Raw genomic sequence first — 16,735 nt, forward strand, 5'->3', positions numbered from 1 at the left:
GGTCGCCCGTCGGGGTTATCTCCAGCCAGGTTTCCGAACTAGGTTTTCGACGTAGACCTCGATGTCCTTTTTTTCGTTCGTCATCGTCGTGGCCCCTCGGGTGCTCACTGGAATCCTGCCCAAACACGGAACGCCGCCGCTTGGTCAGCAACTGGGATAACCCGGTTGGCCATGAATTGGAAAGCATCAGGCGTTGGTCCAAGCTCGTGCCACGGCCCGAACGCAAGCGCGCCGAGCCGACGCAGAGCTCGTTGTCGTTCGTGGACGATCCGACAGCGCTCGAGGGGATCGCCAAACCACCTGCGCGACATCCATGGGCGTGGCTGCTGCAGCGTGTGTTCGCGGTCGACGTCATGACCTGCCCGCGCTGCCGCGGTGGGATGCGCTTGGTGAAGATCGCCAACAAGCCTGACGACATCGCACGAGTGCTCGCCGACCTGGGCCTTGGTGCTCGCCCGTCGCCGCGGCCAAGGCGATCCCCAGCCGTCCAGCGGGGGTTTTGGCTGAGGAGATTCTTTGCACGAGGTAGCTTGGAAAAATGATTTGGATTTCACAGGGTGACCATCATTGACGACGTTAAGCTGAAGAGGTGTCGCGTATGCATGACCTCGAGCAGCAGTTCACGCCAACGTCTTCGCGCGGGCAGACGTCGCGAGCGAGCGAGGGGATGCCGGAGCGCCCCGGGGACGCGCGGCTGAGCGAGCTGCAGGCGCTGGCGGACCGCAGCCCCTGCGTTCAGCGTCTGGCGCGGCTGCAGGCGCTGGCGGACGCACGGACAGGAGGGGCGGGGACGGACGGACCGAGGCGGAGCTTGCCGCGGGGGCTAGCGGCGAAGATGGGGGCGGCCTTCGAGACAGACTTCTCGAGCGTGCGGGTGAGTGAGGGGCCCGAGGCGGCGCAGGTGGGAGCGCGGGCGTTCACGCGGGGGGAGGAGCTGCACTTCGGGCCTGGGGAGTATCGGCCGCAGAGCGCGGCGGGGCAGCGGATGATCGGGCACGAGTTGGCGCACGTGGTGCAGCAGCGGCAGGGGCGGGTGCGAGGGAACGTGGAGATCGGGGGCGTTTCGGTGAACACGCAAGCGGGGTTGGAGCGGGAGGCGGACGGGGCGGGTGAGCGAGCGGCGCGGGGAGAGGCGGCGGGGATGGGGGAAAGCTCGCCGTCGCTGGGCTCCGGGACCGCGGGGTCCCCGGGGGTGGTGCAGCGTAGGGAGGACGAGGAGGAGCCGGGGTTCAGCCCCGAGGGCTTCAAGCGAGCGATGAGGGGGGCCTTTCGGCAAGCGGGGGTCTACGAGCTGATCCAACACCGACAGGAGCGCGAGGCAGATCCCAATGAAGCCGACTGGCCCGCCCACGCGAGCGCCGAGGCGTTGGTGGAGGCGCGAAGCAGGCTCAGGAGTGTCGGAAGGGTGAACCTCGGGCCCCTGGATGTCAGCGGTAACGGCTTCCGGCGACCGACCCAAATGGCGGGACACGAGTTCGCGGACTTACTCGAGCGCATGCGTCGTACGCTCACGGTTTTGCGAGCATCGCGCACTGATGGGGTGCCCGTGACCGTGGGCAACACGGGGTACGCCAGGAGCTCGATGAATGAATGGGCACGCCTCGCGGAGATTGCGAGCGAGGGGCTCGCGGAGGGGAACCGGGACTTGGTCGCGGAGATCGTCCGTCGCATCTATGACAACTGGCGCGACGCTCCGGACGAGGACCCAGCGCAACGTCAGACTCATGTTAACCGAGCCTTCACTCGTCTCAAGCGTCTCGGGGATAAAAACTCCGACGGCAAGATGTCTGTTTATGCTCAGGAATTCGAAGACGACGGGGAGTTTTCGCCACGGCAGTACGAAAATGAGGTGAAGAATAGGCGCAAGCGCATCAAAGATCTCGAACAAGAGATCGCCGCTGCGGAGCGGAATGGAGGAGTCAGCAAGAATAGTCTGGATGAAATGAAGAGGCAGCTCGAAGAAGACAAGGCTTTCCTGAGCGACGGAGATCATTTGTCGACATTTGCCTACCGCATAAATCCAGCTGGCAGTCGTCGCATGCGAAATGGAGTCTTCGCCCGCCTGAGTCTCAACATGGATGTCAGTGGCGCAGCACGAAATGCCAAACGCATGTACAAAACCGTGGCAGGAAGTCCTCAATCTGTAAATCAGAGCAAGATCATGGGTCCACAAAACATCGGCAAGCGTGTGGACGATGCGGTCATCTATCTCAATCACCCCGGGTTGCCCGCTGCGAACTACGTCGCAAATCGGCTGAACCTCACCGGCCCACAGCGGGGGGCGACGCCGCCGGGGATGGATCCGATCGCAAGCGGCGTCGGCTACGCCGAATACACGCCGCGAAGCTCGAGTAGCCACGGCGAGAACCGCGGGGCCATGATCACCGAGGCGGTGATGGCCAGGCTCGACGGAAATGCCAGGCTCAGTAAAAGGGCCCCGCTGGTGTCGACGATCCTCGGAAACGTACTGGAGCGAGAGGGGTACGACCCAGATCGGCCCAGTCTCATCGACACCGATCCATATCGTGAGTTGAGGCGAACGATCGAGCGAGACATACAGCGAGAGCAAGAGCGTCGGAAAAGGCGTCAAAAAAACCGTCGGAAAAGGCTTCGGAAAGAGTTTTGACATCTCCTGGAGGAGCACGCGTCGCGGATCCAGAACCCCCCTTCGGCCTCTACATCCCGCTCGCCATTGCGCTCGCCCCAGCTTTTCGCCGCCTGGTCAGCAAGTACCTCATCGAGGTCGATGCGACTTTGCTGTGCGCCAGTGGGTCAAATTGTAGGCAAGCGAAGGTGTGCTCAGCTCGGGTCTTTGTCGCGCAGCTTGGCCTCGCGCTGGCTGCTGTCCTTGGCCACGGCGAGGATGCGGCCGAGGTTCTCGCGGTGGCGCTCCCAGATCAGCCCCGCGACGCCAGCGGCCAGGAGGACGTAGGCGAAGGGGACGTCGGGGTCGGCCCAGGCCAGGGCGAGGATCGCCGCGGCGGCGGTCAGCGAGCCCACGGCGGAGATCCGCGTCAGCCACAGGGTCTGGAGGTAGAGGAAGAGGCCGAGCAGGGCGGCCTTGGGGGCGAGGACCAAGAACACTCCGAAGGCGCAGGCGACCCCCTTGCCGCCGCGAAAGCGCAGGTAGATCGGGAACACGTGGCCGAGGATCGCGGCCAGGGCGACGAGCGAGACGGCGGTGGTCTCGCTGGGGGTGCCGGCGTAGCGGTGGACGGCGGCGGCGACGGGGAGGGCCGCCTTGGCGACGTCGAGGGCGAAGACCAGGAGGCCCCAGCGGCGGCCCAGGGCGCGTACGGCGTTGCTCGCCCCGATGTTGCCCGAGCCGAAGGCGCGCAGGTCGATGCCCCGGGCACGGCCGATGAGCAGGCCCACGGGGACGCCGGCGACCAGGTAGGCGCCGATCATCCACGCGAGCAGCTCGAGGGTCACGGCTTCGGCGTCTCCCCGGAGCCCGAGGGGGCTCGTTTTTCCCCGGAGCCCGAGGGGGCTCGTTTTTCCCCGGAGCCCGAGGGGGCTCGTTTTTCCCCGGAGCCCGAGGGGGCTCGTTTTTCCCCGGAGCCCGAGGGGGCTCGTTTTTCCCCGGAGCCCGAACGGGCTCGTTTTTCATCGATGCCGCTGAGGCCGTGGCGGGCGCGGAGGACCGCGGCGACGTCGGCGGGCTCGAGGTCCCGGGCGGCCAGGCCGACGAGGGCGAAGAAGAGCAGGTCGGCGGCCTCGGAGGCCACGCGCTCGTCGGTCTCGTCGGTCAGGGCGGCGGCGAGCTCCTCGGCCTCCTCGCGGATCTTGGCGTTGATCTTGGCCACGCCGGCGTCGAGGAGCGAGCGGACGTAGCTGCGACCCTCGGCGTTGGTCATGCCCTCGCCGGCCTTGCGGGCGAGGATCGTCGACCACAGCTGGGCAAGGGCTGCGCCGGGCAAGGGCGCGGGGCCGTCGTCTTCGGGGGCGAAGCGCAGCGGCTCGGCGGTGGGCTCGGCGTCGGCGGTGGGCTCGGCGAGCTCGAGGGGCTTGTAGAAGCAGGAGCTCGCCCCGGTGTGGCAGGTCGGGCCGTGGGGGACGGCGGCGATCAGCAGGGCGTCGCCGTCACAGTCGACCCGTAGCTCGCGCAGCGCGAGGACGTTGCCGGAGCTCTCGCCCTTGGTCCACAGGCGCTGCTTGGAGCGGCTGAAGAAGGTGACCTTGGCCGTGGCCAGGGTGCGCGCGAGGGCCTCGCGGCTCATGTAGCCGAGCATCAGCACCCGGCCGTCGTCGACGTGGGTGATGATCGCGGCGACCAGGCCGCGATCATCGGGGGCGAGCTTCGCCCACAGCTCGTCGACGTCCACCGCTCGCCCTCGGTCTCAGGCCGCCCTGCGTGGGCCCTCGGGGGGACGCACCGGGATGTTGTGCTCGGCCAGGTACTGCTTGGCCTGGGCGATGGTGAACAGACCAAAGTGGAAGATCGAGGCGGCGAGGGCCGCGTCGGCCTCGCCCTCGCCCAGGGCCAGGCCCTGGCGCAGGTGCTCGAGGGAGCCCACGCCGCCGCTGGCGACCACGGGGACCGGCACGCGGCGCGCGACCTCGCGGGTCACCCACAGGTCGTAGCCGTCGCGGGTGCCGTCCTTGTCCATGGAGGTCAGCAGGATCTCGCCCGCGCCGAGCTCGGCGACCTGCTCGCACCAGTGCAGGGCCTCGAGGCCGGTCGAGCGCGTCCCGCCGTGGATCACGACCTCGTAGAGCGGCTCGCTGTCCTGAGGCAGGGCCGGCATGCGCTTGACGTCGATGGCCACGACGATCGCCTGGCTGCCGTAGCGCTTGGCGAGGCGCTCGATCAGCGGCGGAGAGCTGACCGCGGCGGAGTTGATCGCGACCTTGTCGGCGCCGGCCTCGAGCAGGCGGCGGACGTCGTCCTCGCGGCGGATGCCGCCGCCCACCGTCAGCGGGCAGAACACCTGCGGCGCGACGGCGCGGATGACCTCCACGAAGGTCTCGCGACCTTCGGTGGTCGCGGTGATGTCGAGCAGGCACAGTTCGTCGGCGCCCTGCTGGTCGTAGGCACGGGCGGCCTCGACCGGGTCGCCCGCGTCGCGCAGGCCCTTGAAGTGGACGCCCTTGACCACGCGTCCGTTCTTGACGTCGAGGCAGGGGATGATCCGTCGTTTCAGCATCGTGCGAGAGCCTCCTTTAGGGTGAAGCTATGTTCGTAGAGGGCGCGACCGACGATCACCGCCCGGACGCCGGCCTCGCGCAGCGCGTCGAAGTCGGCCAGGGAGCCCACGCCACCGCTGGCGATGACCTCGGCCCGAGGGATGCCCCGGTGGTCGCAGCGGCGGTCGACGACCTGCTGCAGCTGCGCGGTGATCTCGACGTTGGGCCCGACCTGGAGGCCGTCGCGGTGCACGTCGGTGTAGAGCAAGGCCGCGGCGCCCCACTCGGCGGCTTCGCCAGCGAGCTCGGCGGCGCTGCGGGTCGAGAGCTCGCGCCAGCCATCGACGGCGACGACGCCGTCGCGGGCGTCGATGGCCACCACGACGCCCCCGGGGTGGCGCTGGCACAGCTCGGCCACGGCCTCGGGCTCGCGCACGGCCAAGGTGCCGACGACGACCTGATCCACGCCGAGCTCGAACAGAGCCTCGGCCGCGTCGACGTCACGGATGCCGCCGCCGACGTCGATGACGAGCTCGCGGCCGGTCTGATCGGGGGCGCGGGCCTCGATCTCGGCCCAGCGCGCGGTGGTCAGGATGCGGCGGAGCAGGTCGAGCTGGCGGGTCTCACCAAAGGCCCCGTCGAGGTCGACGAGGTGCAGGCGGCGAGCCCCGGCGGCCACGAATTCACCGGCCAGCTTCCACGGCTCGTCGGCGTAGACGGTGACCCGCTCGCGGTCCCCTTCGGCGAGGCGGACGGCCTTGCCACCCAGGAGATCGATCGCGGGGATCAGCTGCACCGGCGTCCTCGGCCTACTGGCGGCTCCCCAGCAGGAAGGCCCGCAGGAAGCGGAGGCCGGCCTGTTGGCTCTTCTCCGGGTGGAATTGGCAGCCGTAGATGTTGTCGTGGCGGACCGCGGCGGCGAAGGTGATGTCGCCGTAGGTCGAGGACCACATCACGTCTTCGGAGTTGGTCGCGTCGACGTAGTAGCTGTGGACGAAGTAGTAGTGCTCGCCCGAGGGCTGGACTTCGTTCCAGCCCATGTGCGGAATCTTGAGTTTGCGCACGCTCTCGCCTTCGACGACCGTCATGTCGTCGGGGAAGCGCCGGCAGTGACCTGGGAGGACGTTCAGACCCTTGCGGCCGCCGCCCTCTTCGGAGTCCTCGAAGAGCAGCTGCATGCCGAGGCAGATGCCCAAGAAGGGGTCTCCGCGCTGGATGACCATGCGCATGGCTTGACCCATGGCGCCATCCACGAGCTTCGCGGTGTGCTCGCCAAATGCCCCCTGACCGGGGAAAACGACGATTCTCGAGGTGGCGACCTTGTCGGGGTCGTCGGTGACGACGGTGGCAGCGCCGACCTGGATGAGAGCGCGCTCCACGCTCGCCAGGTTGCCGAGGCCCGCGTCGACGAGGGTAATTTCCCGAGCCATGAGCCGGGCGGTTCTAACACAAGTCCGCGCAGATCCGACCCAAATTTGAGATCATGGAGGACTCGCCCTCAATTGCTTGCGCGAACTACGCGTTGCGATCGAGCGCGTCGAGGCCAGCGGAGAGGGCATCGATGCCGACGAGTACGGAGGTCCGCAGGCGAAGGGCCTCGGCCCGCGGGGCGCTCGTCGACTGCTGCCGCGCGCGGGCGAGGGCCCGCTCGAGCTCGCGCAGGAGCTCGCGCGTCGCGACTCGCCAGTCGTCTGCGAGCGGACGCAGGCCGCCGCGGAGGCTGTCGCGGAGGGCTTGCTCGCCGCGGCTGGCCGCGCGGGCGTGGGTCTGGAGGAGCTCGCGGGCGAAGCCGCGGCTGGCGAGGCCAGCGAGGTAGCCCCGGGCCCAGGGGACCAGGCGCTCGACGAGCAGCCCGGCCAAGACCTCGTGCTCGGCGGTCAGATCCGCGAGCCGATCCTGGAGCGCGCGCATGGCCGCGTCCTCCAAGGTGGCCTCGAGGTACTCGCCGTCCTGGGCGTCGAGCTTGCGCCGCGAGCCCTGGCCGACCTCGACCAGGCCGATGGCCAGGGCCTCGCGGACCAGGAGATCGTCGAGGCTCAGCAGGCCCTCGTGGAGCTCCTCGGAGAAGCGGGCGAGCTGGAGGCCGGCCCGCTCGAGGGCGGTGGCCAGGTCTTCGTCGGCGCCGCGACCCTCGAGCGAGGCGACCGCCGCGAGCACGCCGGCGCGGGCCAGGGTGAGGGCCTCGCCGAGGCGGCGGCGGGTGAGGTCGACCTTGAGCTCGCGGGCGTGGGCCAGGAAGTGACGCTCGAGGGCGTCGTCGACGGGGGCGAAGAGATCGCCGCGGGTCTGGTTGTCGGGCTCGCCGGCGGGGGACTCGGCGGTCCGCTGGTTCAGCGCGGCCGCGGCCGAGAGCGGGAGGATCTCGACGAGCACGGCCCCGAGCTGGTCTCGCAGGTAGTCGGCGAGCTCGCGCTGCTCGGCCTCGGAGTCGAGGATGTCGACCTTGTTGAGCACGCCCAGGACCTTGCGTCCGCCCTCGCGCAGCTCCTTCAGGATGCCGGCCTCGGTCGCCGTCCCGCCCTGGGTGGCCGAGAAGATCCAGACGACGGCGTCGGCTTCCTCGATGAAGGCCCGGGCGACCTGCTCGTGATACTCGTCGAGGGCGTTGAGCCCTGGGGTGTCGACGACGGCGGCGTCGCCCATGCGCTCGCCGACACGGTCGATCTCGAGGTGGCGGATGCGGTCGGCCTCCTGGTCGTCGAGGTTGCGCAGGTAGGCGTCGAGCTCGGGGGCGGCGACGGTCGCGATACTGCCGTCGCGGTAGTGGACCCGGGCGCCCCGTCCGGCGCTGCGCCGAAACACGTTGATGGTGTTGGTGGTCGGGAGCACGCCCATGGGCGCGACGGCCTCGCCGAGCAGGGCGTTGACGAAGGTGCTCTTGCCCGCCGAGAACTCGCCCATGATCGCGATGGTCAGCGGCCGGGCGAGGCGCTCGCGGGCGGCGACGACCTGGCGCAGGGCCTCGCCCGCCCCGGCCACGGGGACGCCGAGGATCTCGTCGGGGAGCTTGGCGAGCAGCTCCGTGGCCGCGCGCAGCCGATCCTCGAGGCGGTCGCCGACGCGCGGGCCGTCGAGCTCGGCGAGGCGCCGGCGGGCCACGGGCAGCTCGGGGTCCTGGATCAGCGCGGCGACCAGGGCCCGCTCGACGGCGTGGATGGCCGCGCGGCCGTCGAGCATGGTGCGCTCGGCGATCGCCAGCTCGCGCTGGGCGGCGATCAGGGCCTCGCGGCGCAGGGGGTCGCGCAGCGGGCTGAGCTCGTCGGGGCCGAGGATCTCGGCGAGCTCGGGGCGGGCCTGGAGGCGATAGGGCGCGGGGCCGTCGATGGGCGAGAACAGCCGGCGGACCTCGAGGTCGAGGGTCTCGGCGCCGCGGGTCTTGGCGAGGGCCTCGGCCAGGGCCGCGCGGACCCGGTGCAGGCGCAGCTCGGCGCCGAGCAGGGCGAGGTCTTCCTTGTGCTCGCGGCGGACCGCGTCGAGCTCGCGGCAGACTGGCTGCGAGAAGTCCTCGAGGACCAGGGCGACGTGGGCGAGCTCCTGGGCCTGGGGCGCGCGGGCGTGGGGCGGGGCGTGGCTCAGGGCGCGGACCAGGGCCTCGAGCACGCCGGAGGTCGAGGGCGTGGCGGTGTTGGACGAGGGCGCGGCGGCGGTCTGCGTTGTGCGCAGCCGCCGGAATTCGGCGAGCGCCCACAGGCGCAGGCGGTCGGGATCGGCGGCGTCGGCCTGCAAGAAGCGCAGGGCCGCGGCGCAGGCCCCTGCGGGCGGGCTGGCGGCCACGGCCACGCGCACCCGGGCCTCGCTGACCAGGCCGTCCTCGCCCACCTGGGGCGGGAGCTCGCGGATCAGCGCGCGGGCGCGGGCGCGCTCGCCTCGGGCCGCGAGCACGCGGGCGAGCAGGGCCTGCTCGAGGGGGCTGTAGCGATCGTCGACCTCGTCGCCGAGGTCGAACTCGGTGTTGGCGTCGTCGAGGGTCGGCGCGTCCTCTTCGAGCTCGACGCCAGCCTCGCGCTCCTCGGCTTGCTTGCTGGCGCGGGCGCGGATCGCCTCTTTGCGGGCCGCGATGATCCGCCGCTGGTAGGCCGACTGGATCCAGCGCTCGGCCTCGACGATGCGCCCGCCGGCGAGGAGCTGGTCCACGCCCAGGGCCAAGGTCAGCCGGCGCAGGGCCTCGCTGGCCCCCGGCGGGAGCGCGGCGGCGGCCTTGCGGATCTCGCGGATCGCCCGCTCGTGGGCGCCCAGGCGGCGGTGGGCCGAGGCGGCGATCAGGTGGGCGAGCAGCCGGCCCTCGATCAGATCCTGGGAGCCGAGGCGCTCGAGCCGAGCCCGACCGCGGCGCAGCGTGTCGAGGGCCTTGGCCGGATCTCGCCCGCTGCGCAGGTGCTCGGCCGCGTCGAGCAGGCACATGGCCCCGACCTTCTTCTCGCCCAGGCGATCCCCGAGCTCGCGGACGATCTCGACGCCCGCGGGGACGCGGTCGTCGACGAAGCGCTCGTGGGTCGCCGTCAGGGCCAGGGCGTTGACCAGCGCCGCCTCGCCCTTGTAGGGCTCGATGAGCTCGCGGAGCACGGCCCGGGCCCCCGCCGCGTCGCCGGCGATGCGCATGGCCCTGGCCTGCTCCGTCGCGTCGCGCACGGCCTCGGGGACGCCGACGTTCTCGGACACCTCGACGACGAGGTCGCGGGCTTTCTTGGCCCAGTCGCCGAGGGTCCCGCCGAGCGAGTCTCCGACGTCGCGGAGCTTGAACTTGCGCGCCCAGTCACGAGCTTGGCGCCCGGCCTCTCGGGCCTGGCGGGCGGCTTCTTCGAAGGGGCTATCGTCCTCGTCCTCGGCCATGCGCGGGGAGCATAGCGCAGGCCCCCGGGCGGCGCCTGGGGGCCCTGGACTTTCCTACTGGGCCACGGGCACGCAGGTCGACACGCCGGCGCCGACGATGCGGATCGGCGCCTGCTCGACCACGACCGTGAGGTCCTTGGTGTCGTTGTAGTCGTAGTGGGTGACCTTGGACACCGAGGAGTTGTTGTCGGATTCGGTGAACATATAAAAGTCACCGCCGTAGAAGCCGAACGCGAACGCGTTGGTCAGGTCCATGTCGAGGGTCTCGGTGTCGATCACCGAGGCGTCGGACTTGTCGTACTCGACCAGCTTGGCCGGGCTGCCGGCGAAGGCGAAGAGCCGGCCGTCGCCGGTCCCGGTGAGCTCGCCGCCGTCGTAGTCGATGTAGCCGATCTCCTCCATGGTCAGGGTCTCGGGGTCGAGCTTGCCGAGGCGGCCGGCGTCGTTGGCCTCCGAGAACCCGCCCTGGCCGCTCCAGCTGTGGGCGTAGAGCTTCTCGCAGGGGTCGAACTGGCTGTTCGACACGAAGCCCATGCCGAACTTGTCGAAGTCGAGCTGGCTGGGGACGTAGCCCGGGTCCGCGCAGGTGTTGGGGTTGTTGACGTCCACGGTGTAGATGTCGTTGTTGAAGAACATCACGTGGGCGATGCCGTTGCGGTCGACGGACATCGAGAAGGTCGACGACTGCGGGCAGCCGAGGTCCTCGGTGATCTGCTCGAACTGCGAGTCGAGCGGGTTGAAGCTCCACAGCTCCGCGTCATCGGAGAGCACGTAGATCAGGTCCGTGTTCTCGGCGCAGTCGCAGATCTCCATGTCGCCGGTGGTGTCCGAGTCGGTGTCCGAGTCGGTGTCCGTGTCGGACTCGGAGCCTGAGCCCGAGTCGGACTCGGTGTCCGTGTCCGCGGTGTCGCTGCTCTCGGTCTCGGCGCTCTCGTCCTCGGCGGTCCCGGCGTCGGTCGAGTCGCTCTCGCCGTCGGCGGTCTCGTCCGCGGTCGTGGTCGTGGTCGTGTCGGCGGTCTCGCCGATCTCGTCGCTGCCGTCCGCGTCCTCCGAGGAGGAGGAGTCGTCTTCGGCGGTCCCGCTGTCTCCGGAGGAGGAGTCGGCCTCGGAAACATCGTCACCGCAGGCCGCGAGGGGCAGGGCGCTCAAGGACAAAAACACGCAGGTCTTGGGAAGCCAGTGAAGTCGCATGACCGAATCATACTTGGTGCGGTAGATTTCTTCCGCCCGTTCCCCTCGCGCGCAGCCACTGGACCATGCACGACGTGTTCTCGTCCGCGGAAGACCGCTCGCTCGAAGCCGAGACCGACGCCCGAGGGCGCTGGCGTGGGTCGTCGCGTGCCGCGTCCGGGCCCAGCGCGAGCCCCGAGACCGAGGCCGAGCCCGAAACCGAGACCGAGCCCGAGGCCGCGGCCAAAGACGGGATCGGAGGCGAGGCCGGGGAGGGGACCCCCAAAGAGAGGGGGGAGAGCGAGGTGCCAGACCCCGACCTCGCGCTGATGCAGGCCGTCGCGAGCGGCGACAAGGCGGCCCAGGCCGCGCTGATCGCCCGGATCCTCCCGTCGGTCCTCGGCCGGGCGCGGGGCCTGTGTCGCGCGCCCGCGGACGCAGACGACGCCGCCCAGGAGGCCCTGCTCGAGATCCTGCGCTCGGCCCGGAGCTTCTCGGGGCGCGGCTCGCTGCAGGGCTGGTGCGACCGGATCACCGTGCGCACCACCTTGCGCCGCCAACGTCGCGAGCTTCGCAAGCTCGTGCTGCTCGACAGCGCCTGCGACCTCGAGCAGCTGCCCGCGCGCGGGCGCGAGATTCCGCTGCGCGAGGCGGTGCCGGGGGAGCTCCAGGACTACCTCGCGGAGCTGTCCGCCGATCGCTACGAGGCCCTGTGCCTGTGGGCCAAGGGCCACGCCATCGACGAGATCGCCGAGCACACCGGGGCGTCGCCCAACACCATCAAGGATCGGCTCCGCATGGCACGCAAGCAGGTGCGTCGGGCGATCCGTCAGCGCGAGGTGCTCGGCGAGCTCGCCCGCGCGCGGACACAGACCAAAGAAGGAGAACGAGCGTGAGTGACGAAGCGCGCTGGCAGGCGTTGATCGACCGCGAGGTGGTCGGTGAGGCGCTGTCACTCGAGGACTGCGAGTTCATCGCCCGCTACGAGGAGGCGCACCCCGAGCTCGTGGCCGAGCGCGCGCTGTGGGAGCGCGCCGTCGAGCACCTCGGGGCGCTCGAGCCGACCTCGGAGGAGCACCTCGCGGGCCTCGGGGCGCAGATCCTCGCGGCCCACCGGGGTGAAGATCGGGGTGAAGACCGGGGTGAAGACCGTGTTGAAGAGGGAGCGCCGACCGGCGGGGCTGCCGAGGCGCCCGCGTCCGCATCCGCGTCCGCATCCAGCGAGGAGGCGTCTGGCTCGAGCGGGCGGTGGGTCGCCGCCGCGCTCGTGAGCGCCGCAGCTGCGGCCGCGCTGTGGTGGATCGTGGCCAGCCCCAGCGGTGTCGCTGGCGAGGACGATGCGCTCGCGGGCGGAGACGCAGGTGGGCGAACGGTCACGGATACCTCGCCGCAGCCTCGTCCCGCGCCCTCCAGCGGGGACACGCGGGCGCAGCCGGTGCCGACGACGATCGACACCGAGGCTCGGGTCGCTCTGCTCGCGGGCCTCGAGCGCGAGCCTGACCAGGGTGCAGGTCTGGGCGCAGGCCTGAGCCCGGGGGCGGCGCTCGATCTCGCGGGCGGCCGCGGCTGCCTGGTGTGGACCGAGCCGACAGCGGTGATCTGCGCCGAGGGGGCCCAGGTGGCGCTCGTCCCCGGGCAGGACCCCGGCGAGCGTCGCCTGCGTCTCGACGGTGGGCTGGTCGTCGCGGCCTTGGACCCCCTGGGCCCTGGCCAGCGCTTCACCGTCGAGACCGTGCTCGGGAGCGTCAGCGCCGTGGGCACGGTCTTCGCGGTCGAGCTCGACGAGGGGCGGGCGCGGGCCTTGGTGCTCGAGGGCGAGGTCGAGCTGCGCGACAGCGGCGCGCCACGCCGGCTGCGGGCCGGGCGAGCGAGCTCGCTGCACGCCGAGGTCCACGAGGAAGACGTCGAGGTCGAGGCGCTCGCGCGGCTGAGCGCGCGGGTGGGCGAGCTCGCAACCCTGGCCGAGCCGTGGCGCCGCGGCGACGCGCTGGGAGGCGCGAGCCTGGAGGTCTCTGGCTCTGGCCAGGCGGTCGAGCTCGACGGTCGCCGCCTGGGGATGAGCCCCCTCGCGCTGCGGGTCGCGGCGGGTCGCCACGTGCTGCTCGCGGGCGAAGAGGCGCATACCCTCGACTTCGAGGAGGGTGTTTCCATCGCGCTCCAGCTCGAGCCGAGCGAGGCGCGGGCGCCCGCTCCCGCGCCGAGCGCCGCAGAATTGGCGGCCGAGGCCCAGCGCCACCGCATGGCTCGCAACTACGAAGAGACCGCCCGGCTCTATCGCGAGCTGCTCGATCGCCACCCAGACAGCTCCGAAGCTCGCAACGTCCCGGTCCGCCTCGGCGACCTGCTCATGGGCACGGGGGACTACCAAGGCGCGCTCGAGGCCTATGACCGCTATCTCGACGAGGGCGGCCCAGGTTGGGCAGGGGCCTTGGCGCCGGAGGCGGCCCTCGGGCGGATCAAGGCCCTCGAGGCCCTCGAGCGCGACGAAGAGGCCAGCGCCGCCGCGCGGGACTTCGCGGTGCGCTATCCCGACGATCACCGCGCAGACGCAGCCGAGGACGCACCCTCGGAGAGCTCGCCGCTCTGATCGCAGCGTCGCGCCGTGTTGCGCCGCGTCGAGACATGCCCCGCCGGCCGAAGGATTTGCAGCGCCAGGGGTGGGGCCATTGGACCCGCGGGCCGCTCGTCCTATGCTTGCGATCACTTCGAGGCGCCGCGGATGGCTCGGATGACTCGCCTTCACCTCGACATGCTCGCGCTGGCGTCGCTACAGCTCTCGCTGGCGTCGGGCTGTAGCGTCGAGGTCGTCGACTCCCTCGCCGGCGCCCAGGCCTCGCTCGACGGCGAGAGCCTCGACGCCGAAGCGCTCGGTGATGACCTGGGCGAGGGCTCCGACGAGCGCGGTCAGGGCGAGGGCCGAGACGAGGGCGACACGGACGACGAGGGTCCGAGCGTCCCGCTCTTCGACGTCGGCGGCTCGCTCCCGCAGATCTCGTCGTGTCAGTTCGCCGCCCAGTTCCCCAGCCACCTCGGCTGCGAGTTCTATGGCGTCGACCTCGATCAGCCCGGGCTGTTCGACTACGACCCCTACGGCTTCGTGGTCATCAACCCGCTCGAGGAGCCCGTCGAGGTCGAGCTCTCGCGTCACAGCGGGCTCGGCTGGGTCCCGATCGCGGTCATCTCCATCCCCGGCGAGGACGAGCACGTGTTCATGCCCCAAGACAACCAGGTCTACGGCACGGGCACCTTCCCCGCGGCGGTCTTTCGCATCTCCAGCGACCAGCCCGTGGTAGCGATCCAGGCCAGCCCCGCCGTGGGCGAGGGCCACTCGAGCAGCGCGACCATGCTCCAGCCGGCCTCGGCGTGGACGCAGCACGCCCTGGTCGCAGGTTGGCGCACCCACGAGGGCGTGGGCGAGCGCTCCTTCTTGAGCGTGATCGGCCGCAACCTCGGCACCCCCCTGACCTTGGGCCTGTCCTTTGGCGTCGAGGGCCTCGGCGACTCCGACTGGGTGTGGGCCGAGGACGAGTCGTCGGTCCAGCTCTCCCTCGACCCCGGGGAGCTCGCGCGCCTCGACGCCCTGGCGATCGACGCCGAGATCGACCACGGGATCAGCGGGACCACGGTCGAGTCGGGCCAAGAGCACCCCCTGGCCGTGTTCTCGGCCCACACCTGCGCGTCGATCCCCGACTGGGACGACAGCTGCGGGCACATGCAAGAGCAGCTCGTCTCGCGCTTCCTCGGCCGGCGCTTCGTGGCCCCGCGCATGGTCTCGGTCATCGACCCCGACGTCGGGGTGATCTTCGAGAACACGATGGTCCAGGTCGTCGCCGCCGAGGACGACACCGAGATCCGCTTCATTCGTGACGACGACGTCGAGCTCGAGTCGGTGATCATCGACCCCGACGAGCCCTACGCCGTCTCGCAGTCGAGCCACGACCTCGCGGTGATCGCCGACAAGCCGATCCTGGTCTCGGCCTACATGACCAACGGCACGCTGACCGGCCTGGGCTCGGCGTCCATGGTCCAGCTCGCGCCGGTCGAAGAGTGGATCGGCGAGCACTGGGTGTGGGTGCCCGCGGGCTACAGCTCCCAGCTGCTGATCACCAGCAGCAGCGCGGCCTCGCTCGTCGTCGAGCAGGTCGACACCCTCGACGCCCTCGGCGGCGAGCCGAACCCCGACCCCGTCGACGTCGGCGTCCCGACCACGGTCGTGGCCGAGGGGTTGGGGAGCCGGGAGCTCGCGCGGGTCTGGGTCGGGCCGGGGATCTATCGCGTGCGCTCGGGCTCGCCCGCCACGGTGATCGTCGCTGGCTGGCGTGCGGGCGACGGCTTCGCGTACCTCGGCGGCTGGGGCTCGCTGCTCACCGAGCCGGCCGGGTGAGCAGACGCTGGCGCGGGGAGGGGTCCAGAAGCGGCCTGACCCAGGCGCGCTCGAGGTTGCTATAGTCGCGCCCACGATGACCGTGCAGCTCAAGATCCGCCGGCTCAAAACTGGCGAGACCATGATCGCCGAATTCACGAGCTTCGCCGACGCCGAGACCTGGCTGCGCGAGCGCCCCAAGTTCGTCGACGTGCTCGGCTCGGTGAGCACCCTCGGCGAGGACCAGGACATGCGCCTGCGTCGGGCCATGCGGCCCCTGGACGAGGACGAGCGCGAGCTGGTCGCGAGCCAGGACGCGGCGGCCCAGGCCGCGGTGCAGCAGGCTCTCCAGCGCGAGCAGGAGCGGGCGCGCAAGGCCATGGAGGAGCGCGCCGAGGCGCTGTCGACGGCGGACCCCAACCGGCCGATGCACATCGCCTGGGACCGCGAGACCGGGATGGCGCTGGGCGACCCCGCCGACCCGCGAGAGATCCCCGCGGTCGTGCGCGAGGCCGTACTCGCCTGGGTCGCCGAGCGCGACACCTGGGTGCACCCGCGCAATTGCTACGTCGCCACGGCCAACTTGATGGTCTGGCCGGGGCCCCTCCCCAAGGGCGAGGACGAGCGCGTCCAGCAGGGCGGCCAGTTCACGACGCTCTCGGGGGATCCGCCCCAGGCCTGAAGCGTTCGCCCGAGCTAGCTCGGGCCGAGGCTGTCGGGCTCGTGCTGGCCGCCGGCGCCCCCGCGCAGAGTCAGCATGTGCATCCACAGCTGGGTGTAGATGCGCTGGAGCTGGTCTGGATCGACCCCGACCAGGTCCAGGGCCATGGCCTGGATCCCCGCCTCGACGCTGCGCTCGAGGGCGAAGCTCGCCTGGTTGAGCAAGCTCGCGACGCCGTGGGCGGCGAGGCGTCGGCTCGTCGACCAAAAGCCCATGCCCTCGAGGACCACGACCACCGAGACCTGGCGCCCGAGCAGGTCGATCTGCTGCGCGGCGTAGCGGCGCACGGTCAGCGGAGGGCTGGGCGTGTCGTGGTGAATGACCATGAGCAGCCCGGCGGCGGGGAGCAGCCCGAGCAGATCTTCGAACACCTTCTTGAGGCGCTCGTAGTGCTCGACCGTGACCTCGAGGCCGTCGACGATGCGGATCACCACGGGGCCGTGGACGGCCACGATCTCCTGACCGCTCGCGTAGCGGATCTCTACGCCAGCCTCGAGCTCCACAGTGAGGTTCGTAGCAGCTCG

At 70.7% G+C, this 16,735-nt stretch carries 14 protein-coding genes; 6 read left to right on the top strand and 8 right to left on the bottom strand.

Annotation, left to right across the window (positions count from 1 at the left end):
* The first annotated feature begins 206 nt into the window (after positions 1 to 206).
* Positions 207 to 542 carry a hypothetical protein gene (locus G6O69_RS11275; RefSeq protein WP_176396770.1) on the top strand — a complete coding sequence of 112 codons (336 nt, stop codon included), beginning with the start codon at positions 207 to 209 and terminating at the stop codon, positions 540 to 542.
* A 56-nt stretch (positions 543 to 598) separates the two neighbouring features.
* Positions 599 to 2,626: a DUF4157 domain-containing protein gene (locus tag G6O69_RS11280; RefSeq protein ID WP_172303518.1), complete on the top strand. Its 2,028-nt coding sequence runs from the start codon at positions 599 to 601 to the stop codon at positions 2,624 to 2,626.
* Positions 2,627 to 2,799: 173 nt separating this feature from the next.
* On the opposite strand, the gene plsY is transcribed toward G6O69_RS11280, so the two are convergent.
* From plsY to G6O69_RS11315, 7 genes are all read right to left on the bottom strand, one after another.
* The gene (gene plsY / locus G6O69_RS11285; RefSeq protein WP_346017030.1) at positions 2,800 to 3,432 is read right to left on the bottom strand and encodes a glycerol-3-phosphate 1-O-acyltransferase PlsY; all 633 of its coding nucleotides are present in this window, start codon (positions 3,430 to 3,432) and stop codon (positions 2,800 to 2,802) included.
* Positions 3,429 to 4,325, bottom strand: a complete 897-nt coding sequence (hisIE, locus tag G6O69_RS11290; protein WP_172303519.1) for a bifunctional phosphoribosyl-AMP cyclohydrolase/phosphoribosyl-ATP diphosphatase HisIE — start codon at positions 4,323 to 4,325, stop codon at positions 3,429 to 3,431. The genes plsY and hisIE overlap by 4 nt, the downstream gene beginning before the upstream one ends.
* A 15-nt stretch (positions 4,326 to 4,340) precedes the next feature.
* Positions 4,341 to 5,147 (bottom strand): imidazole glycerol phosphate synthase subunit HisF, encoded by an 807-nt coding sequence (gene hisF / locus G6O69_RS11295; RefSeq protein ID WP_172303520.1) that lies wholly within the window; start codon positions 5,145 to 5,147, stop codon positions 4,341 to 4,343.
* On the bottom strand, positions 5,141 to 5,923 hold the full coding sequence (locus tag G6O69_RS11300) for a HisA/HisF-related TIM barrel protein (RefSeq protein WP_172303521.1): 783 nt from the start codon (positions 5,921 to 5,923) through the stop codon (positions 5,141 to 5,143). Before G6O69_RS11300 ends, hisF begins: the two co-directional genes overlap by 7 nt.
* A gap of 13 nt (positions 5,924 to 5,936) precedes the next feature.
* The gene (gene hisH, locus G6O69_RS11305; protein WP_172303522.1) at positions 5,937 to 6,557 is read right to left on the bottom strand and encodes an imidazole glycerol phosphate synthase subunit HisH; all 621 of its coding nucleotides are present in this window, start codon (positions 6,555 to 6,557) and stop codon (positions 5,937 to 5,939) included.
* Between the two features lie 85 nt (positions 6,558 to 6,642).
* The gene (locus G6O69_RS41540) at positions 6,643 to 9,957 is read right to left on the bottom strand and encodes a dynamin family protein (protein ID WP_172303523.1); all 3,315 of its coding nucleotides are present in this window, start codon (positions 9,955 to 9,957) and stop codon (positions 6,643 to 6,645) included.
* A 54-nt stretch (positions 9,958 to 10,011) separates the two neighbouring features.
* Positions 10,012 to 11,148 carry a hypothetical protein gene (locus G6O69_RS11315; RefSeq protein WP_172303524.1) on the bottom strand — a complete coding sequence of 379 codons (1,137 nt, stop codon included), beginning with the start codon at positions 11,146 to 11,148 and terminating at the stop codon, positions 10,012 to 10,014.
* A gap of 74 nt (positions 11,149 to 11,222) precedes the next feature.
* On the opposite strand from G6O69_RS11315, the gene G6O69_RS11320 reads away from it, so the two are divergent.
* From G6O69_RS11320 to G6O69_RS11335, 4 genes are all read left to right on the top strand, one after another.
* On the top strand, positions 11,223 to 12,023 hold the full coding sequence (locus tag G6O69_RS11320) for an RNA polymerase sigma factor (protein WP_172303525.1): 801 nt from the start codon (positions 11,223 to 11,225) through the stop codon (positions 12,021 to 12,023).
* Positions 12,020 to 13,714, top strand: coding sequence for a tetratricopeptide repeat protein (locus G6O69_RS11325; RefSeq protein ID WP_172303526.1), 1,695 nt, complete (start codon positions 12,020 to 12,022; stop codon positions 13,712 to 13,714). The genes G6O69_RS11320 and G6O69_RS11325 overlap by 4 nt, the downstream gene beginning before the upstream one ends.
* Before the next feature lie 141 nt (positions 13,715 to 13,855).
* Positions 13,856 to 15,511, top strand: coding sequence for an IgGFc-binding protein (locus G6O69_RS11330; protein ID WP_172303527.1), 1,656 nt, complete (start codon positions 13,856 to 13,858; stop codon positions 15,509 to 15,511).
* 76 nt (positions 15,512 to 15,587) lie between these two features.
* Positions 15,588 to 16,172, top strand: a complete 585-nt coding sequence (locus G6O69_RS11335) for a hypothetical protein (RefSeq protein WP_172303528.1) — start codon at positions 15,588 to 15,590, stop codon at positions 16,170 to 16,172.
* A 14-nt stretch (positions 16,173 to 16,186) separates the two neighbouring features.
* Here the strand turns inward: G6O69_RS11335 and G6O69_RS11340 are convergent, their stop codons facing one another.
* Positions 16,187 to 16,714: a hypothetical protein gene (locus tag G6O69_RS11340; RefSeq protein ID WP_172303529.1), complete on the bottom strand. Its 528-nt coding sequence runs from the start codon at positions 16,712 to 16,714 to the stop codon at positions 16,187 to 16,189.
* Between the last annotated feature and the right edge of the window lie 21 nt (positions 16,715 to 16,735).

It is taken from the genome of Pseudenhygromyxa sp. WMMC2535, from assembly GCF_011083025.2.

What these genes read in the sequence shown, in the direction of transcription:
- hisH (WP_172303522.1), bottom strand. Translation starts at nt 6,557, where the DNA reads ATGGCTCGGGAAATTACCCTCGTCGACGCGGGCCTCGGCAACCTGGCG.
- G6O69_RS11280 (WP_172303518.1), top strand. Translation starts at nt 599, where the DNA reads ATGCATGACCTCGAGCAGCAGTTCACGCCAACGTCTTCGCGCGGGCAG.
- G6O69_RS11315 (WP_172303524.1), bottom strand. Translation starts at nt 11,148, where the DNA reads ATGCGACTTCACTGGCTTCCCAAGACCTGCGTGTTTTTGTCCTTGAGC.
- G6O69_RS11335 (WP_172303528.1), top strand. Translation starts at nt 15,588, where the DNA reads ATGACCGTGCAGCTCAAGATCCGCCGGCTCAAAACTGGCGAGACCATG.
- G6O69_RS11330 (WP_172303527.1), top strand. Translation starts at nt 13,856, where the DNA reads ATGACTCGCCTTCACCTCGACATGCTCGCGCTGGCGTCGCTACAGCTC.
- hisF (WP_172303520.1), bottom strand. Translation starts at nt 5,147, where the DNA reads ATGCTGAAACGACGGATCATCCCCTGCCTCGACGTCAAGAACGGACGC.
- G6O69_RS41540 (WP_172303523.1), bottom strand. Translation starts at nt 9,957, where the DNA reads ATGGCCGAGGACGAGGACGATAGCCCCTTCGAAGAAGCCGCCCGCCAG.